Consider the following 19,472-nt stretch of genomic DNA (forward strand, 5'->3'; position numbering starts at 1 on the left):
CGTAAGTAAGTTATGGGAGCAGTGAATATCAACTCGTGTTTATACAAAGCCAAGGTGATGCATAATCGCGTTTCACCCAAAAAGCATAGCTTCCATTACGAGGTTTTTATGTTTTACCTGGACCTTGATGAGATAAACGGCTTATCATCCCGTTTGAAATTTATGAGCCGTAACCGGTTCAATCTTTTCAACTTTCGAGACCGCGACCATCTGCAATTGCCGCGAGATAAACCAGATCTTTCAAAAAACTTACGACAGCACATCACTGATTATTTGCTACAAAACGGCGTAGATATCGGCAACGGCCGTATCATGCTCCTTACCAATCTCTGCACGCTTGGTTATCAGTTTAACCCTGTGTCTTTTTATTTCTGTTATAACGAGGCTGATGAACCGGTTTGTTCCGTGGTAGAAGTATGCAATACCTTTCGGGAAATGAAGCCTTATTTTTTGGGTGCCGGTACCAGGCAAAATGATAACTTCAGGTGGCATACGAGTAAACACTTCTATGTATCCCCGTTTTCAGACATGGATACCGATTTTGATTTTAAACTGGATATCCCAACTGATAAATTAAAGATCACCATTGACGATTACGATCAGGCGGGAAATTGTTTTTTTCAAAGCAGCCTTATCGGTGAGCGCAAACCACTTACAGATGGTTACCTGCTTAGATATTTTTTCAGCATGCCTTTGATCACCCTTAAAGTGATCGGTGCCATCCATTGGCAGGCACTTAAACTTTGGCTAAAGAAACTGCCTTATCATAAAAAAAGTGATGATGCCCACCTTCAGCAAGGCGTTTACAGGTCAATGCCCAACAAACAGTTGTAAGCTAGATAAAACCAAAAAGGCTTGTTTTTTCGTACCTGATCAAAATAACCTATTAAAAACCAATAATGCCAGAAACAAGCATCGCAGTCACCGCCCGGAGTAACTTTTACCAGGATATCGTTTTAAGACTCATGAATAAGATGAGCCTCGGCAAGCTGAATATAACGTTGCCGGATGGTACTGCGTTGCTCATTGGTAATGGCCACACTAATTTATCTGCTATTATTATAGTTAACCACGAAGAATTTTTCAAACGAATAGTTCTCTCAGGAGATATAGGTTTTGGAGAAGCTTATGTGGACGGGTTATGGGATACGCCCAATATCACCAACGTGATCAAATGGGTGTTATTGAACATCGAAAACGCCCCTACCGTATCGGGGAGTAAAGTACAGGGCCTGATGCTTAACCTGCTTAAATGGGTAAACAAATTCACCCATTTAAAACGGGCCAATACTATTGACGGCTCCCGCCGTAATATTGCCGAGCATTATGATTTGAATAACGATTTCTTCGCTACTTTTCTTGATCCTACAATGACCTACTCAAGCGCATATTTTTACAAGGAAGGCTTAAGCCTTGAAGAAGCGCAACTGGCAAAATACGAACGGCTTTGCAGGCAACTCCATTTGCAACCTGCAGACCATGTTTTGGAGATAGGCAGCGGATGGGGCGGCAATGCTATTTACATGGCCAAACACTATGGATGCAAGGTAACCTCGCTGACGATATCCGAGGAACAGCACAAACTGGCCACCGAACGTGTCCAGGCTGCGGGTTTGGGAGATAAGGTAACTATTTTGATCAAAGACTATCGCGAGATGGAGGGTTGTTTTGATAAGATCGTATCCGTTGAGATGCTGGAAGCTGTAGGGCACAAATACCTTCCGGAGTATTTTAGACAATGTAATCGCCTTTTAAAATTAAACGGGATCTTCGCACTACAGGTGATCACTTGTCCTGACAGCCGCTACTATAGCCTGCGTAAGGGAGTCGATTGGATACAGAAACATATTTTCCCCGGCTCGCTGTTACCATCAGTAGCCGCAATCAATGCCGCGGTAAATCAAACCAGCGACCTTACACTGGTGGATCTAAAAGACCTTGGACTTGATTATGCAAAAACGCTTAAACTATGGTTCAATACTTTCAACGCAGAGCTTCCAGAAGTTAAGACTTTAGGATTCGGTGAGCGTTTTATTCGTCAATGGAACTATTACCTCAATTATTGTGAGGCGGCTTTCGCCATGCGGAACATCAACGTCATGCAACTTACTTATGTTAGGCCAAATAATACGCTGAGATAAGAGGTGTATAGTTGCTGTTTTGAGAACGTTGTATTGCTTCTTAATACATGGGCCAGGTTTTTGTGAATCGCTTAAGATCAATCAAGGAATTTAAGAAGAGATTTCATCCCAATCGGCAGAAATTCAAACAAAACTTGAGTTCGGGGTGTAGTTGAACTTTGAATGAACCTTTACGAACAACTACCTTACTGGCTGATGAAAGATGGACTTGTAGCGCAGTATCCATCTCTTGGCAACGACCTAATGACCTGAAAAATTGGAGGGTTATCAAAAGCCTGATCGGATTAATAACAACGATTTTAACATCCATACCTTCAGGCAAGCGCCCCCTGTACCGGCAGATTTCTCTTTTGTCAATGATGCGGTTAGCATTATAATTTAACGTACAAATTTATATCCAACTATTTTCCTAAATCATTGTTAAAGCAATCATGCAAACAGAAAATACTAAAACAAAGTACAACGATACAGAATTAAATGAATTTAGAGAATTGATCAAAGACAAGATTAGGATGGCACGCGAGGAATTGCAGGATCTTATTGGAACCCTCAGTTCTTCCAATTCTAATGGCGATGATGCCGCTATTGCCGGTAAAACATTGGAAGATGGTTCTGCTACTTTTGAGAAAGAACAGACTAACCAATTGGCAGGACGTCAGAAAAAATTTATCGAGCAGCTTGAAGCGGCGCTGATACGCATTGAAAACAAAACTTACGGTATTTGTCGTTCCACCGGTAAACTTATTGCAAAAGAACGCCTGATGGCTGTTCCGCATACTACTCAAAGTATGGAAGCAAAACTTAAACAATCATGAGCTCGGCATTTGTAAAGGAAGGGGAAGCGAGGCAGCTCAAAGATGTAGCACCGAACCTTGGGGCATTGCTGCTATTTCTGCGTATAGAAAATAACGGCACGGTGATCCGCGATGAAAAGATCTATTTCAGCGAAAAGCATGGTCGTGATATTTATGAAATGAGTGATGGCCTGATTTATGCAATAAATGATAGTAATCAGTGGTATATTATCCTTGATTAAAAAAGCATTATATCATATAGTCCGGCACAGTCTCGTGGAAAATTACTTAATGATTCTTAAGTTGACATTTTCTCTGATAGGAATAAAAGGAAACAACCGGGTCTGCTTAGCTTCAAGCGATAGGGCAGACCGCCAAAAGAAATAATTTTGAAAGTTTAAATCCACAGGAATTGCTGAAGATCATCCAGGCACCTTAATAGCATAATTGTCCGCCAGGAAAGGAATCTGAATTTAAAAGTTTGATGTCGCAATTTGCGACATCAAAATGTACGAATAGCTATTAATTGCTTGATTTCCGGTAATCTATATAAATATAAAAACTTTAAATACAAGGGAAACAATTTGCTCCTCTTGTATTTAAAGCGTTTGGAAGCTAACTAACCGTTCAACTTGAAACCGATCGGCTCACGCGGCTCATTCTTCTGCTGTATCAATTGTTTTAATGCCTGAAAAATGGACTGAATTTCATCGTCATGATGAATGACCAATTTTTCCAGCTGTTCAAATTTAAGTAGGAGATCCTTATGAGAAATAAGCATCTCCCTGAATTTAACAAATACCTCAATGATCTTAATACTCATGGTAATAGCCTGCTTGCTATTTAACACGCTTGAAAGCATGAGTATTCCGTGCTCTGTAAAAACGTATGGCGCATATCTCCGGCCACCTCTCTTTGAGGTCGCAAATTGCGACCTCAAAACATCAAACTCTTCGTTGGTGAGACGAAACATAAATTCCGGTGGAAACCTAAGTGAATTTCTATTGACCTGTTCAATTAGCCTTTTAGTTTCCACTCCATACATCTCAGCCAAATCTTTGTCCAGCATAATTTTATGTCCCCTTATCAGGTATATTTTTTCGGCTATCTCTTGATCGCCGGCATTCAACTCTTTCATAAAATATTTATTTATCGATTTAGTACAATATTTGCTCTCGAATATTTAGTGGGATTGTAGTTTTTTTCTGAGTACCCCCATATCTTCACCAACTTTCAAATCTAAAATCCTTGCATAGTGTTGTGTGGTCTTGATATTAGTGTGGCCGAGCATTTTAGAAACGCTTTCAATTGGCACACCATTTAATAAGGTGACTGTAGTTGCGAAAGTGTGCCTGGCTATATGAAAAGTCAGATCTTTATTTACATTACACAAGTCTGCTATCTCTTTTAGGTAGGCATTCATTTTTTGGTTGCTTAATATGGGTAGTAGCTTATCCTCAACTTCACATTGTGGATGATCCCGATATTTTTCAATTACACTCAGTGCATAAGGCATTAGTGGGATACGTGAGGGTGTGTCAGTTTTTTGGCGACTTGTAAAGATCCATTGCTCACCATCGTGGCCCTTGACAATTTCAGAGCGCCTAAGTTTTTGCACGTCGATATAAGCCAATCCAGTATAACAACTGAATAAAAATATATCCCTGACCTGCTCAAGACGCGCACTAACGAAAGATTTCGAAGCCATAATTTCCAACTCTTCCTTTGACAGGAATGGCCGATCAACTTTTTTAATTTTGATTTTGTAGTTAAGAAAGGGGTTGACGGAAATCCAGCCACTTGCTAAACAGATGCGAACAATCTTACCAAAGTTCTTGATATATTTTAAAGCTGAATTGTTATTGCATTTACGAACCGAACGGAGGTAGAATTCGAATTCACTGATAAACCTGTGATCAATCTGCTTGACTCGGATATCGCTGATTTTGTATTTCCATTGCATAAATTCCTGCGTGTGCTTCAGCGTTGTTTCATACCGGGTAACGGTAGCAGGAGCAAATTCCTCATTCACCAAGGCGGCTACCTTGCGGTTATGTTCCTTAAATACATCAACCAGCATAACGGGCTTTTCTGTTTTACCCAAGAACCGATTTTTAATTTTTTCCGCAGTAAGATCTTCGCCACAATCCTTCAAGTAGCGGATCGTATCATTAATCTTTAGTTCGAGATCATTAAGGGCCGAGTTCAATTTGTAAACCGCCTCTGTTTTGCCCTTAGCTCTTTCTTCACCGGGACTCCATAGCTTTGCCGGAATTTTTTGACCGGTCGCCAATTCGGCGCGTTGTCCATCGCAGGTGATCCGTACATAAACCGGAACTTTTTCTTCTTTTGAATTTGCTCTCTTTTTCAGATAAAAGAGAACAGCCACATTTTTGATCATAAAAAGCTGTTAAAAAGTTAAACAAATTTACCTTTACAGCATAATTCTCACAAGATGTTCACTCGCTGAACATCTTGAATTTCAATTAGTTACAAGCATTCTGGTGAGCGCTTTTCTTAAAATTCGGTGCTCACCAGAATGCTCACCAAAATGGCCGTTCAACGGTGAGTAAATGAAACCAAAATGCAACAAAAAACCCCTCAAACGTAGCGTTTGAAGGGTTTTAGTGGTGTTTGATACCGTTTTCGTGGAGCCGGAGGGATTAATTTGCTAATTTTATTAGCATTGACTGTCAATTACTTATGACGTATACTAAAATTTGGTGTAAACAGGGTTAGCTAAGTTTGGATAATTTCTTTTCCAAAGCCTCAATTTGCTTACCCTGTTGGCCGATTACTTTGAATAGATGATTGGTGTTGGCTTCCATGATTTTGATATGTTTTTTAAGCACATTTAACTCTTCATTTAATGAATTCAGGTCTGTGATCAGAGTTGCCTTCGCCGGGTTCTTATCTTGGGGTTTGCCGTGCCCAGATGTAAACCAATCCTGGTTAAGACCATATTCTTTTACAAGTTTGGCTATAAATTCATGTTTGATCGGCGTTCTTCCGCTCTCTAAATAAGATAGGGCACTCTGTGCTATTTCAAGCTTTTTGGCAGCCTCATTTTGGCTTTTATCAATATATTGCTGTCTGAAGATTTGCAAACGGTTTGCAAGCATTTTATCGTGTACCTGCTGTGGCACTATCGTTTTAGTGGTTGTCATTTCTTTGTCGGTAAATAGGTGAAGGTTAGCCAAACACGATCCAAGGGTTTAGTGTGCTTGAATTCGTTCACGAAATAAATATTGTTATATACGGTATGATCGAAAATAGTTATCAGGTGATCCACTTGTGCCTCTAATCTGTCTAAGGGAATGATCTCGTATAGATTAAAAGCATATCTTCCAATGATAGGATCTTGATTATATCCATATGAGTTAACACTATAATATATTCGATCTGGAACATTAAGGCCAAATCCGCCGCCCGGGTGGAAACCATTTACCGGCCAGATATCGCTGCCATAAAGATAGCTGTTGTGCAAAATCCGAAGTCCAGTATCCATTACTTCCATGGCTATCTCGCGCATTAATTGCTTTTGCTCTGGGGTTTCTTTTTCGCGTGATGGCATGGTTAAAAGTCGTCTTTTGATTTTCCAGTATCAGATTTGGTGATCATAGCTGATTTCAAGCTCTGTATTAAAGCAGATGATTTATCATCCATATTTAAGATTATTTTCTTTGCTGCCCCTAACTTAATTCCTTTATCTTTATTATATATATCTACATAATAATTGAACATTATCGCCCCATCAGAAATAGATGTAGGGGAACTTTCTTCTACAGACTTAGGAATTATTTCATATTTGTAACGTCCATCTTTAACAAAAACTGAAATAGTGTAATTTGTGAAAAAAGTATATCTGGTAAGCATAAAGGAATATCTTCCCTCGGAAACTCCTTTCCCTATTATTTTGCCTGATGCTTTATCATCCATATCAATAACCTTTCGAGCAGAGTTATATGTTTTCGCAAACCATTCTTTTGCTCTCGAATAAAGTTCATCTTTTGATGTGCTATCAACTTTCACTACAGCTGTATATGTTACTTCGTTCGTTGAGCTATCTATCGGTAGAATGATTTTATCCCCTTTTTGGGCAATTGATAAAAGAGGCATTATCAAACTAATGATGAGTGTTAATATTGATTTTCTCATTTTGTGATTTTGGTTTTAGATTATTTATCTACTTTTTGAACTACATTAAAAATTTGTTCGACATCGTCAAGGTGCAATACCTCATCTGGATATGTTTTTTTATCTGGGTTTAATGAATGTATGGTTATCGTACATAACTCCACGTTGTGATCAATAATCTGCTTTATCAAAATGCCTTCAGTTTTGTGAACAATGATCCATGCATCATGATTGTTGATGTGTAATTTGTATTTCCAGTGGTGTTTAGCTAATTCCCGGCCAACAACTGTTACCCCATCAAATATGCTTTTCCTGAAATGCTCTGGTTCAAGAGATGTCATGCTATCTCCAACCACCTCAAATGCCAGGTATGTGCCCCGGTGCTGTTTGAATACATCTATTGAGATATAATTTAAGCCATCATAAAATTCAGGATCCTGAAACCCCCTGAGATATCCTGCGAATGCTTTGTGCGGTATAACAGGTACACGCATCCTTAATGTACCATCAGGAAGTTCCTCAAATCTGCTGCCATCATTATCATAGTCATTAGGATCTGCTGAAATATGTAGGACCTTAGCTTCCAACCTGGGATTTGATTTTGTTTCAATTTTGAAGAATTTGTTAATTGAAGTAAGGACATCCACCTTGCTTATAGGCGCTCCTGAGGCTTCCAATCGGCCAATTGTACCTTTTGGTATGCCAGTTTGATCTGCTAATTCTTGCTGAGAAATACCTTTTTCGATCCGTAATCGTCTTAATTCAGTTCCGTTCACTGTGTTTTGATTCAAAAATGAAAAATAATTTCACTGATTATCAATGCTTTATGATTTTGCTTCAATGATGATTCAAAAATGATTTGCTTTGATTCAGAAATGAACTACATTTGTATTGTTCAATAACAACAAAGATAAACATTAACAATCAACGCAGAAATAGCAAATAAGTACTACCATGAACCCACTACCTAAAAATTACGATGTACCTGCCATTAACCTCCCCCTGGGCATATTGACAAAAAGGGAGATCGAAATAGTGAAGATGGCGATCCTGCCGGATAAGCAGATCGCTTGGGATCTTGATATCAGCTATTACACTGTTCTGGCTCACCTTAAGAGCATCAGGAACAAGACAGGTATTCAGGATGGTAGGCAATTGGTATACTTCGGGATGAAAAAAGGACTAATCAATTAATAATTATGGAAGTAGTAAAACCACAAAAAGGTACTACCTGGACCGGAATACTTACAGGTATGTCAGTGGGACAGGAGCTGCCGGCTTCGATAGAAGACCGAAACACAGTGGCGCCACTGATCAGCAGACAATTAAAATACTCTCACCCGGGTATGAAATGGAAAACTGCAAAATCGGGTGAAGATACCTTAACTATCATACGAGTAGCATAATGAAAACCATAACTAAAGAACTTCAGCGCACCAACATGAGTCTATTGTCATTGTTCTGTGCAGCAAACTTAGATCCTAAAAGGATTCAGATTGCAGATCTTGACCTTTCAGAATGCTTTTTAACGCTTTATCTGGAAGATGCTCAGGATATCAAAGCTACACTTGATGAAACACTCATGTTCAAGTTGCCGGTGTCAAAATTCGCTGAGATCATTAGCGCTGAAGGGTTCAATAGTTACGAAGGTACCAGGTTCAGCGAAAGCGGCAGGGCATACACAGATAGGATTGTGATTGCTGAGTCTATACAATGGTTCAAACAAGATGCCACTCCTGAAGAGCAGCAACGGGTGCTGGAATCAGTTAAGGCAATCATTTTAAAATCATCAACCAGGTTATAGTTATGGAAGGGGTATCACTGGTAGAAACCAAAACATTGCAGGCCCTGATAGCTGAGGTTCAGGATATGCGCCAAGTGGTGATATCCACCATATCAGAACTTAAAGAGGCCAAAAAACCTTACCTGTCTGCTCAGGAGGTGATGGAGTTAACCGGATTCAGCATTGACTGGGTTAATGACCATAAACAAGATATAGGCTATTCTAATATTGGCCGAACCATCCGCTTCAAACGCAAAGATGTGGAGGCTTACATGGATCAAAACTACTTTAAAACCAAATCACCAAGGAGGAAATCATTATGATCATTACTCACGAAACCACTATCGAAGAATACGAAGCATGGTTGGCAACGAATCCTGATTTCAGCGTATTCAAAGTTGCTGTACGGTCAACATTCAGGGCCATATATAAATCAATAGCTACTGTAAAAAGGTTGGTTAAGAAACGAAAAAGATCATGCCTGGTGTATAAAGTAGGTACTCAAACTGTCTATCCACTGAGTTACAATAAAAACTCGCCTCTGAAATCATCTGACTTCGTTGACTGGATGCAATATGTATCCGAAGAGCTCAGGACAACAACTAACAAGATCCGGAAGTTGCGACTGTTTGAATTTCTCAACAACGAACCATGGGCAAACAAGCTGTATGAGCAGAGACTCCGGAGGATTGAGCATCTGGAAGACGAGATCGCCATGGAAAGCCTAAAGTTAGAAGTAAAAGAATTATTAAGTAAATAAAAAACTCCAATAAAGTATGAAAACCGAATTAGCAACTATCAAATCAATGCCAGTATCTGATATCATGACAATGGCAAAAACTTTTGCAGAAAGCGGCATGTTCACCGATGCCAAGCAAATGGGGCAGGCGTTCGTTAAGATACAGGCTGGTCAGGAAATTGGTATACCTCCCTTTGCTGCAATGAGTGGTATACACATCATTCAAGGTAAGCCAACTATAGGAGCCGGATTAATTGCTTCTACTGTGAAAGGATCTGGTAAATATGATTACAAGGTGATCCAGCTTGACGACAAAGCATGCTCTCTTGATTTCTATCAAGGTAAAGATAAAATAGGCAATAGCACTTTTACCATTGCCGATGCTAAAGCAGCTCAAACCAAAAACCTTGATAAGTTCCCTAAAAACATGCTGTTTGCCCGCGCAATAAGCAACGGTGTTAAATGGTATTGCCCAGATGTGTTTTCAGGGCCAGTATATACCCCTGAAGAGATGGAAACAATTGATATTTCTCACGAAGTGATCACTACACAGCCAGAGGTGAAAGTTCTACCGGCTCTAACAGATAAGATGTTTAAGCAGCTTTGTGATAAAGTTAGGGGTGGTGATAAAGAGGTTTTTGAAAAGACTAAAGACGCCTTCTCCATGACACAGGAGCAATTAGACGCAGTTGATACTATAATCGCTGAGCAAGCCATTGCCGCGTAATGGGAAAGCTTGAAAATAGATTGACCAACCCGATGGAGTTGGTCAATCATAAATCGGTATGGGTTGAGTCTTGGAAAAGGCCGTGTGCAACTTCATTCTTGATGTCAATGCAATTCAGGACGCTAAAACTATTTTTTGACAGAGGTATCTATGAATATCAACCTAAGGAACAAAAAAAGTTCAAACCATTCGATAGCCAATTAATCACCCTTAATCACCAATAAAACCAAATGGAAAATCTTAATTTGTTCTTACAGCCAGTGGAGCAAACTGCACTGGTGGCAATAGAAGATAAGTCATTGCTCACAGTTGACAAGTCTGAATTGTCAGAGATAGCCAGCAAGATAGTAGAGGCTGTGGATGACGGGAACGCCGATGCCCTCAATACCTTAATCATGGCAAAGAAAGGTGCCTATGTTTTTGATGCTGTCATTGAAGCTATGAAAGGCAAAGCCAGGCTTCCTGAAGGTAAAAACTATCAAAAGCACAATTGCGACATCAGGGAGCAGATGACTGGCGTTAGATATGACTTCAATGTCTGCAATGATGCGGTTTGGAATAGCCTAAACATGCAGATGTTAGCTATTAAAGAGCAAATCGCAGCCAGAGAGCAAAAGCTTAAAACATTTACAACGCCTACCGAGGTAGAGGACGAGATAGATCAGGACACTGGCGAGGTTATCATGACTGCCAGGGTAATTAATCCACCAGTTAAGACAGGTAGCCAATCATTAATCTTTACACTTAAATAAGATGGAAACTATCAATTATGCCATTTACCCAAGTGTGCTGGATGCATACCTCCGGTTCAAACGTAAGGATGATGACGAGACATTTAAAAGTGTTTTTGATAAAATCAATCATGTTAGGGGAGAGCAAACTGAGCAACAAGCAATGGGAGAGGAGTTCGAGCTTTGTGTTAATGATATGATCACCTCTATCAAGACAGGAGATTATTCACTCACTCTGTATCAAGATGGTTATTATAGGACAAAGAATTTCAAGTTCAAGGCCGATCTCATAGACCGTATAGCTACCAAGATGCAGCATGCAACCAAAAAACAGGAGTACATGGAAGCGATCATTCCGTCTCACGTTGGTAACATTAAGCTATACGGGATCGCTGATTACACATTCCCTGAGATGATCACCGATTTAAAAACCACCCAGAACTACAAATGCAATAAGTATAAGGATCATGCACAGCACCCTTCATATTCATTGATCAGGGAGCTGAATGGTGCACCATTAAAGGCATTTAAGTACCTGGTTAGTGATTTTGACAAAGTGTATCAAGAAACTTATATCCCGACTCCTGGTATGCACCAAAAATTGATGATAACGCTGTTTGAGTTCATCAACTTCATTGAGTACTTCAAAGACTACATTACTGACACTAAAATATTTGGAGTCCATGTACACCGACCAATCACCGATGCCGTGGGGCATGCATAAGGGCAAAGCCCTGGCGAATGTCCCTGATAGTTATCTCCTATGGCTATATACTGAAAATAAGGCCCACGGAGAGCTCAGGGAATACATCAAAAATAATCTTGCTTCAATCAATACCAATATCAAACGATCATTACAAAAATTAAAATGAAAATTAAAATCACTCCTTCAAAAATCACAAAGCTCAAAAAGAATGAAGTCTTTGTATTCGGCTCAAACTTATTGGGCAATCATGCCGGCGGCGCTGCTCGTTTAGCTGTTGAGCAATTTGGTGCTATCAATGGCCAGGCAGAAGGGCTTCAAGGGCAGTCGTACGCTATCCCTACCCTTAATAAAAACATGGAAAAGATTTCTTTGGATGTTCTCCAATATCATGTTAACAAATTTGCAAATGACGTGGAAGCAACTCCAAAATTACAATTCTTATTGACAGATGTTGGTTGTGGCATTGCCGGCTTCAAAGCGGAAGAGGTAGCTCCATTGTTCACTGAGCTCTACAAAAAGAACTTGCCAAATATTTCATTCCCTAAATCATTTGTTGACCTACTAATCACAGAAGGCCCGGTTGTGCCAGGGTTTAAAGGGTTTGATAAAGGCATGAATTGCCGTGGGTATCAGTATTCCGAGAACGCCGAGTTTTTTCATGATCAAGAGCCTTCATTGTGTAATCATGGATTTCATTTCTGTGAGTCTCCATTGGATGTGTTTAATTATTATCCTCCTGAGATCGGCCGAGAATACGCGCACGTTGAGGCTTTTGGTGCTGTAGAAAAAGATGGTGACAAAACTGCTACCAATAAATTGAGGGTAAAAGCAAAGTTATCATTGGGCAAGTTGTTCAAGCTTCATTTTGAGGTTGTCTCTGATAGCATAAAGGCGGCAGTAGAAAAAATAAAGTCCAGTACTGAAACAACCACAACCGCCGGATACAAGGCTCACGCTAACACCGCCGGAAACAAGGCTCACGCCTCTGTTAAGGGCCGCGATTCAATAGCCGTATCATTAGGAATTGAGGGCCTAAAGGGGCTATTGGCTGCTGGATCGTAGTTACTGAGTGGAAACAAAACGAAGACTGGACTTATTCAATATCTGAAGTTAAATCAGTTAAGGTTGATGGCGAAATAATTAAAGCTGACACATTTTACAAGCTTGTTAATGGCGAACTAATTGCAGTTGAATAATGCTCATCACCACCTACGAAATCACTACCGCTAACGGCAGCCAGGTTAGCATCGTTACAATCGAATTAATATAAACCGCCAAAAGGCAAATAAACTTCAAATCAAATTAAAATGAACACAGACAAGGATCTATCTGGCAGCATCGCGCTGACCAAACTGACACACGTATTGATGGACGCCAAGGGGAAAGGTGGTAAGCCGGTGAGGGGTATCTTCATACCAATTGATGTAAATATGCTGGTTGAAAAAGACAAGGCAGTTTACATGGCCGTAAAGGTTAAGGTTAAATCTGAAGCTGATCAGTTTGGCCAAAATGGTTTTATTGCTAAAACAACCGACTCAAGCATCTGGAAAGGACTTACTGAAGACCAAAAGGAAGAGGCGAAAAAGCTATCACCAATTTTGGGTAACATCAAAGACTTTTCGGCCGGTACCGCCAATGATACTTCAGGAGCCGCGGCGCCAAATGTTGTTAGTGAGGATGACGATTTGCCATTCTAAGGCATTTAGGTTATCAAAATTTTGATTATAAAGATTGGTTGTTTCGGCAGCCAATCTTAACTAAAATAACATGGCATTCGGTAATAGAATAATAATCGATTCAGATCCGCCGGATAAGCCTCGTGTACCATTCCATACATTGAAAGAAGGAGATAGGTACCAACATGAAGTCAATGGCAATATCAGCAGGGTCATAGAAAAGAAGCCTGAATTCATGACGATCAAAAGGCATGATGACTGGCTGATTCATTTAAAAGCCGGGTGCTTTACCTGGGGTAAAATGGTGATAAAATTATGAGAGATTACAATAAATTTCTTGAAAGTAAAATAGTAGCCGCCGAGAACTACGGCGTAATGTGCTACCCAAATTCGCTTTCATCTGTATTACTTGATCATCAACGTGTCATTGTACCTTGGTGCATTTATGGTGGTAGACGGGCCATATTTGCAAGTTTTGGTTTGGGTAAAACACTGATGCAGTTGGAAATCGCAAAGTTGGTTATCGATATGACTAATAAGCCATTTTTGATATGTATGCCTCTCGCAGTTGTTGGAGAATTCAGGAGAGATAATGATTTATTGAACACCGGTTACGAAATCCAATATATTACCGATTCTGACGATGTTGACATCTATGGTGTGAAAATTTACGTTACAAATTACGAGAGGGTTCGAAAAGGTGATATTGATCCTACAAAGTTTAGCGGCGTATCTTTTGATGAGGCAAGCATACTCAGAAACCTACAGACAGAGACTACCAATTACGTTTTACAATATTTCCGTAATGTTCACTTTAGGTTCGTTGCTACAGCAACCCCTACACCTAACGATTTCATTGAGATACTTAACTATGCTGACTTTTTAGGTGTTATCGATCGCGGGCACGCTTTAACCAGGTTTTTCCAGCGGGACAGCACAAAAGCCGGCAACTTAACGCTTTACGAAAACAAAAAAGAGGAGTTTTGGAAGTGGGTATCTACCTGGGCTGTTTTCATTAATAAGCCTTCCGATCTGGGGTTTGATGATGACGGTTATAACCTTCCTAAAATGAATTTTCATGAGGTGGAAATTGCCAATCAAACCACGGATGTCATTCAAAACAAAAAGGGCGACATCGTACTGTTTAAAGATCTAACCAAAAGCCTTCCTGATGTAAGCCGGGAGAAAACTGAATCCATCCATTTGCGGGTAAATGAGGCGTATAGGATTGTCAAAGAGAACCCCAGCAAGCGTTTTATACTGTGGCACCATCTGGAGGCAGAGCGAGCTGCTTTGGAGCGTAAATTTGCAGAGTTTAACACGATATCTGTGTACGGATCTCAAAGCAACGCTGAGAAGGAAAGACATCTGATCGATTTTTCAGAAGGTAAATATGATATCCTGATCACTAAGCCAAAAATTGCAGGATCCGGCTGCAACTTCCAGGATGCTTGTCACAATATGATCTTTGTCGGTATTGATTATAAGTTCAACGATTTCATACAGGCCATTCACCGGATATTTCGTTTCCGTCAAAAGTTCGAGTGTAACATTTGGGCCTTGTTTACCAATAACGAGCGCGAGGTTTTAAAAACCTTAAAAATTAAATGGGCTAACCATATCGAGCTAAATACCGAAATGATCAACACAGTCCGTGAGTATGGTCTAAACAGCGACAAAATTAAAGCAGACATGAAAAGAAAAATATTTTCCGCACCCCGGACCGCAACTGTGGGATGTGCAACTGTTTATAATGATGATACAGTAAATGTTCACAATAATTTACCTGACAATTATAGCGGAGCCATCATCACAAGCATCCCTTTCGGTGACCACTACGAATACAGCGATAATTACAATGACTTTGGCCATAACCACGGTAATGCCGAGTTTTTCAAGCAAATGGATTACTTAACACCAAATTTGCTTCGTACACTTAAACCTGGCCGTATAGCAGCCATCCATGTAAAAGATAGGATTCGTTACAGTTATCAAAATGGGACTTCATTTACTACTATAGAAGACTTCTCTGGCCAGACTGTTGCTCATTTTATCAAGCATGGTTTTTACCTGGTGGGTAAGATTACAGTTACTACCGATGTGGTAAGGGAAAACAACCAAACATATCGGTTAACTTGGGGTGAGCAGCGAAAAGATGCTACTAAAATGGGCGTAGGGTTGCCGGAATACATATTATTATTCAGGAAGGCTCCGACCTCTTTTGATAATGCTTATGCTGATGATCCTGTTGTAAAAACTATTGATGAATATCTGCTATCCCTATGGCAGCTGGATGCTCATGCTTATTGGAAATCCTCCGGCAATCGGTTCTTATCTGCTTCAGAGCTATCAAAGGCCGATATGAAGCATGTATTCAATTCATGGAAGAAATATGACATGCAGTCGATCTACGACTTTCAGGAACACCTCCGAGTTTGCAATGATCTGGATTCTGTAGGTAAGCTAAGTAAATTGTTCATGACCATTCCTACTACCAGCTCTAACGATTTGGTCTGGACTGATATCAATAGAATGAATACTTTAAACGCCAACCAGGTTAACAGAAAAAAAGAAAAACACATTTGTCCGCTGCAGCTGGATATAATTGAGCGATTGATACACAGGTTTACAAATAAAGGGGATCTTATAGATGATCCTTTTGGCGGGTTATTTTCTACTGCTTATAAGGCTCTAGAGATGGGCCGGAAAGCAGTAAGCGCGGAGTTGAATCCTGAATATTACGACGATGGTTTATTTTACCTAAAGTCGATTGAGTATAAAATCAATGTGCCTACGCTGTTTGATATGTTGGGAGGAAGTGCGGCATGAGGAACTTATTCCTACATTCTGAAGGCGGAGGACTGTCATCAATAAGCGCCTGGGAGATTCAGGAAATTATAGCCAGGCTGCCACAAGAAGTTGATGAAAGCATTGAGGCTTTTGTGGTAGATCTGTTCAGCGGATTTGGTGGTACCAGTTACGGATACGAGGAAATAGAGGTTGATGGACAAAAGGTTGTTAAAGTAATTTTTTGCGTAAACCATGATAAAGTTGCCATCAAATGCCACATGTTAAATCATCCATTCGCTCTGCATGCCATCGAAGATATGCGTACACTTAATCTGGATGTATTAAGAGCTGTTGTAGCACACTATCGTAAAATATACCCAAATGCTAAATTAAAGCTATGGGCCTCATTGGAGTGTACAAACTTCAGCAAGGCTAAAGGCGGACTTTCGCGCGATCCAGATAGTAGGACATTAGCAAATCACCTGTTCAGGTATATCGACGCTATCAATCCAGATTACATTATGATTGAAAATGTGGTTGAGTTCATGGCGTGGGGCCCGGTGCGTATCAAAGCTAAACGTCATATCAAAGAAGACTTATCCAAAGGTATATATGCTAATACAGAGCTAAAGATGGGCGTAGACAAAAAAACTAAGCTTGAGGCTTATTGGTGGCAACCGGTTTCTTATTTAAATGGTACATGCTGGCTTGAATGGTGCAACAGGATCAAAGCTTATGGATATGATGCCCAATGGCGGAAATTAAATAGTGCTGATTTTGGTGTTGAGCAAACCAGAGATAGATTGTTTGGCTGCTTTGCCAAGGATGGACTTCCCATTGTGTGGCCAAAGGCTACTCATTCCAAAGATGCTAAGCCTGATCTGTTTAGTGATCTGTTACCGTGGAATGGTGTTAAAAACGTGCTTGATTTAACTAAGGTTGGTGAAAGTATTTTTAACCGGGATATTAACATGAACCTACCTAAAAAAAACAGGAAAGATTTGTGTGATAATACCATGAAGCGTTACTATAAAGGCTGCATCAAGATTATTGCAGGGGGTGAAAAGAGATATAATGCTCTCAAAGAACAGTATTATAAGTCAAATCATCCCTATCAGTTTGTAGCACTTTATTATGGCAGCGGTGGCCAATATAAGTCCATTGATGAACCTAACGGTACTGTACCGACTCATGACAGGTTTTCTTTGTTCACTGCCGAGCAATTTATTGATGAGGCTTATTCTGCCAGTGATGGAAAGTCCATAAATCAGCCATCTGGTACATTGTTACAGGTCCCTAAACAATCGCTAATGACCATGGAGCCGGTTATTATCAATACCAGTTATAATAATAATGGTTCGTCAATTCATGATCCTTCCCCTACAATAACAGCTGACAGGCATCACCATTATATATTGAACCCATCTCATGGCGGCCATTGCACAGATATTAATCGACCGAGTCCTACTGTGATAGCCAGGCAGGATAAAGCGCCATTGTATTTGATCACAGCTACCACAGGGAAGTTTAATATACCAGTCTACGACACAGATTCAGAGTATACGGTAAAGTTAAAGGAGTTTATGGCTGTAATGAATTTCAAAAACATCTACATGCGCATGTTTGAGATAATCGAGCTCTTGCAAATTCAAAGCCTTCCTAAAAATTACAAAATGGTAGGCTCTAAATCTGATCAGAAAAAGTTTATCGGCAACGCGGTGGCATCAAAAGTCGTTACTGCTATGGGCAGCGCTTTTATACCGGTTTGGCGTGAACTAAGGAGGATGGCGGCATGAGTTGTTTAAAGGTATGCATCAACCCACATTGTGATGCTGTTGCACATAATTGTAATAAAAAAGAAACTCACTGCCGGGATTGTGATTCTGGTTTGGTTGAGATAAACAAGGGAACCTACCAGGAAAAATATATCAACAACTACTTCCAATACGATTATAGCAATAATATTGGTGATGTGATAAGCCCTTCTGATATGGGGTATGGACTTCAATTGAATTTAGAATTATGATCACCGTTAACAGCCTTTCAGGCGGCAAAACAAGCTCATACATTGCCGCCCATTACCCGGCCGATAACGAGGTTTTCGCGCTTGTTTGCATGGATGATCACAATTCCAATGCTGGATCAAAAACATTCAAAATTGATAAAAAGGTTAGGCAAATGGTTAATGATAAGCTGCAAAAGTATTGCAGTGATCAACATGAATTTGTTTGTACTGCCGAAGATCCGATAACTATTAAAACCATGTTTGATCTGGAGCAGTATATCGGCCGGGAAATAATCTGGCTACGCGGACCTGGTTTCCAGCAAACTACATTCGGCAAATCAATGCTACCTAACAAACAGCATAGGTGGTGTACCTCCATTTTTAAAATAGAGCCTATATTCCGCTTCCTATACAACTGGAGGTCATTGCCCTGCAAGATGCGTATTGGTTTCAGGGCTGATGAGGCTGATAGGGCTAACACTTTTAAAGATACGTTTATTATGAATAGCCATTGCGAAATGCATATCGATGAAAACAATCACTTTCAGCAAAAGTCGAACGCAATCCTTACATATCCAGTTACCAGGTCGGGTTATTCCTATGCTATCAGAAAGAAAGAAGTTGCGTTTAGAATTGGAGAATTTCCTTTGATCGAGGCCGGCATAGTTCAAGCAGACATCCAAAGGTATTGGCAGGATAAGCCGGTTGAGTTTGCAGCTGATAGCAATTGCCAATTCTGCTTCTGGAAACATCCAATGCAGTTACGAAATAACTTTGATATTCATCCTGGAATAATGCATACCGCAATGGTACTAGAGGCCATGCAGGGCGGAACGCTACATGCAAGTTTATCCATGAGGGATATTAAAAATATAGCACCCCAGTTGGATTTGTTCAAAATGCGTGGCGGTGGATGCCATGGCGGTTATTGTACTTCTTAAATTTTATATCATGACAGTAATAGACAGATACATCACAAATAATCCTAAAAAGTCAACCCGGGAATTAGCTATTGAAATAGGGGTAACTGAATCCTTTGTTAAATGTAGGAGGACTATCATTAATGATAATGACCATGTCCGGATGTCTACTAACACCAGTGACGAAATACATGCTCTTGAGCACTATATTAGTATTAAAGGATCTGGCTGGTTTGTCGATGCAGCTAAAACCAGAATAGCTCAGTTGGAGGCTACCGCCAAAAGAATTTAGCAATCTGCTTATCAAAATTTTGATTAAAAAG

25 protein-coding genes are annotated in these 19,472 nt (G+C 40.1%); 19 read left to right on the plus strand and 6 right to left on the minus strand.

Features of this window, described 5'->3' with window-relative positions; genetic code table 11:
- Window positions 1–12: 12 nt before the first annotated feature.
- The 4 genes from DUL71_RS07435 (at window position 13) to DUL71_RS07450 (ending at window position 3,177) form a co-directional block, all read left to right on the plus strand.
- Complete coding sequence (locus DUL71_RS07435) at window positions 13–834, plus strand: DUF1365 domain-containing protein (protein WP_208645498.1); 822 nt, start codon at window positions 13–15, stop codon at window positions 832–834.
- A 65-nt stretch (window positions 835–899) separates the two neighbouring features.
- Entirely contained in the window at window positions 900–2,141 is a 1,242-nt protein-coding gene (locus tag DUL71_RS07440) for an SAM-dependent methyltransferase (protein ID WP_208645499.1), read from the plus strand.
- 431 nt (window positions 2,142–2,572) lie between these two features.
- A complete protein-coding gene (locus tag DUL71_RS07445; RefSeq protein ID WP_114937517.1) occupies window positions 2,573–2,956 on the plus strand; it encodes a TraR/DksA family transcriptional regulator in 384 nt (127 codons plus the stop codon).
- Window positions 2,953–3,177, plus strand: coding sequence for a hypothetical protein (locus DUL71_RS07450; protein WP_114937518.1), 225 nt, complete (start codon window positions 2,953–2,955; stop codon window positions 3,175–3,177). Before DUL71_RS07445 ends, DUL71_RS07450 begins: the two co-directional genes overlap by 4 nt.
- 377 nt (window positions 3,178–3,554) lie before the next feature.
- Here the strand turns inward: DUL71_RS07450 and DUL71_RS07455 are convergent, their stop codons facing one another.
- From DUL71_RS07455 to DUL71_RS07480, 6 genes are all read right to left on the minus strand, one after another.
- Window positions 3,555–4,073 (minus strand): ORF6N domain-containing protein, encoded by a 519-nt coding sequence (locus DUL71_RS07455; RefSeq protein WP_114937519.1) that lies wholly within the window; start codon window positions 4,071–4,073, stop codon window positions 3,555–3,557.
- Window positions 4,074–4,118: 45 nt separating this feature from the next.
- Entirely contained in the window at window positions 4,119–5,336 is a 1,218-nt protein-coding gene (locus DUL71_RS07460) for a site-specific integrase (protein ID WP_114937520.1), read from the minus strand.
- A 334-nt stretch (window positions 5,337–5,670) separates the two neighbouring features.
- Window positions 5,671–6,102, minus strand: a complete 432-nt coding sequence (locus DUL71_RS07465) for a helix-turn-helix domain-containing protein (protein ID WP_114937521.1) — start codon at window positions 6,100–6,102, stop codon at window positions 5,671–5,673.
- On the minus strand, window positions 6,099–6,509 hold the full coding sequence (locus DUL71_RS07470) for a hypothetical protein (RefSeq protein WP_114937522.1): 411 nt from the start codon (window positions 6,507–6,509) through the stop codon (window positions 6,099–6,101). Before DUL71_RS07470 ends, DUL71_RS07465 begins: the two co-directional genes overlap by 4 nt.
- Window positions 6,510–6,511: 2 nt before the next feature.
- A complete protein-coding gene (locus tag DUL71_RS07475; protein WP_114937523.1) occupies window positions 6,512–7,093 on the minus strand; it encodes a DUF4468 domain-containing protein in 582 nt (193 codons plus the stop codon).
- Between the two features lie 20 nt (window positions 7,094–7,113).
- Window positions 7,114–7,848 (minus strand): XRE family transcriptional regulator, encoded by a 735-nt coding sequence (locus DUL71_RS07480; RefSeq protein ID WP_161964392.1) that lies wholly within the window; start codon window positions 7,846–7,848, stop codon window positions 7,114–7,116.
- 178 nt (window positions 7,849–8,026) lie between these two features.
- Between DUL71_RS07480 and DUL71_RS07485 the strand changes: the two genes are divergently transcribed.
- From DUL71_RS07485 to DUL71_RS07570, 15 genes are all read left to right on the plus strand, one after another.
- Entirely contained in the window at window positions 8,027–8,266 is a 240-nt protein-coding gene (locus DUL71_RS07485) for a helix-turn-helix transcriptional regulator (RefSeq protein ID WP_114937525.1), read from the plus strand.
- Between the two features lie 5 nt (window positions 8,267–8,271).
- On the plus strand, window positions 8,272–8,478 hold the full coding sequence (locus tag DUL71_RS07490) for a hypothetical protein (RefSeq protein ID WP_114937526.1): 207 nt from the start codon (window positions 8,272–8,274) through the stop codon (window positions 8,476–8,478).
- Window positions 8,478–8,876 (plus strand): hypothetical protein, encoded by a 399-nt coding sequence (locus tag DUL71_RS07495; RefSeq protein ID WP_114937527.1) that lies wholly within the window; start codon window positions 8,478–8,480, stop codon window positions 8,874–8,876. Before DUL71_RS07490 ends, DUL71_RS07495 begins: the two co-directional genes overlap by 1 nt.
- A 2-nt stretch (window positions 8,877–8,878) precedes the next feature.
- Complete coding sequence (locus DUL71_RS07500) at window positions 8,879–9,178, plus strand: helix-turn-helix domain-containing protein (protein ID WP_114937528.1); 300 nt, start codon at window positions 8,879–8,881, stop codon at window positions 9,176–9,178.
- Complete coding sequence (locus DUL71_RS07505) at window positions 9,175–9,615, plus strand: hypothetical protein (protein ID WP_114937529.1); 441 nt, start codon at window positions 9,175–9,177, stop codon at window positions 9,613–9,615. Before DUL71_RS07500 ends, DUL71_RS07505 begins: the two co-directional genes overlap by 4 nt.
- 16 nt (window positions 9,616–9,631) lie before the next feature.
- Window positions 9,632–10,321, plus strand: coding sequence for a hypothetical protein (locus DUL71_RS07510; RefSeq protein ID WP_154402341.1), 690 nt, complete (start codon window positions 9,632–9,634; stop codon window positions 10,319–10,321).
- 230 nt (window positions 10,322–10,551) lie between these two features.
- Window positions 10,552–11,073 (plus strand): hypothetical protein, encoded by a 522-nt coding sequence (locus tag DUL71_RS07520; protein ID WP_114937532.1) that lies wholly within the window; start codon window positions 10,552–10,554, stop codon window positions 11,071–11,073.
- Between the two features lies 1 nt (window position 11,074).
- Window positions 11,075–11,776 carry a hypothetical protein gene (locus tag DUL71_RS07525; protein WP_114937533.1) on the plus strand — a complete coding sequence of 234 codons (702 nt, stop codon included), beginning with the start codon at window positions 11,075–11,077 and terminating at the stop codon, window positions 11,774–11,776.
- Window positions 11,769–11,924: a hypothetical protein gene (locus DUL71_RS32770; protein ID WP_425270975.1), complete on the plus strand. Its 156-nt coding sequence runs from the start codon at window positions 11,769–11,771 to the stop codon at window positions 11,922–11,924. Before DUL71_RS07525 ends, DUL71_RS32770 begins: the two co-directional genes overlap by 8 nt.
- Complete coding sequence (locus DUL71_RS32355; protein ID WP_208645500.1) at window positions 11,921–12,820, plus strand: A1S_2505 family phage non-structural protein; 900 nt, start codon at window positions 11,921–11,923, stop codon at window positions 12,818–12,820. The genes DUL71_RS32770 and DUL71_RS32355 overlap by 4 nt, the downstream gene beginning before the upstream one ends.
- 245 nt (window positions 12,821–13,065) lie before the next feature.
- On the plus strand, window positions 13,066–13,455 hold the full coding sequence (locus DUL71_RS07540) for a hypothetical protein (protein WP_114937535.1): 390 nt from the start codon (window positions 13,066–13,068) through the stop codon (window positions 13,453–13,455).
- Window positions 13,456–13,749: 294 nt separating this feature from the next.
- Window positions 13,750–16,263, plus strand: coding sequence for a DNA methyltransferase (locus DUL71_RS07550; RefSeq protein ID WP_114937537.1), 2,514 nt, complete (start codon window positions 13,750–13,752; stop codon window positions 16,261–16,263).
- The gene (locus DUL71_RS32170) at window positions 16,260–18,020 is read left to right on the plus strand and encodes a DNA cytosine methyltransferase (RefSeq protein ID WP_161964393.1); all 1,761 of its coding nucleotides are present in this window, start codon (window positions 16,260–16,262) and stop codon (window positions 18,018–18,020) included. The genes DUL71_RS07550 and DUL71_RS32170 overlap by 4 nt, the downstream gene beginning before the upstream one ends.
- 226 nt (window positions 18,021–18,246) lie before the next feature.
- Window positions 18,247–19,170 carry an adenine nucleotide alpha hydrolase family protein gene (locus tag DUL71_RS07565; protein ID WP_114937539.1) on the plus strand — a complete coding sequence of 308 codons (924 nt, stop codon included), beginning with the start codon at window positions 18,247–18,249 and terminating at the stop codon, window positions 19,168–19,170.
- A gap of 10 nt (window positions 19,171–19,180) precedes the next feature.
- Entirely contained in the window at window positions 19,181–19,441 is a 261-nt protein-coding gene (locus DUL71_RS07570; protein WP_154402342.1) for a hypothetical protein, read from the plus strand.
- The last annotated feature ends 31 nt before the right edge of the window (window positions 19,442–19,472 follow it).

The organism is Mucilaginibacter endophyticus (genome assembly GCF_003351025.1).
Lineage (GTDB): Bacteria > Bacteroidota > Bacteroidia > Sphingobacteriales > Sphingobacteriaceae > Mucilaginibacter > Mucilaginibacter endophyticus.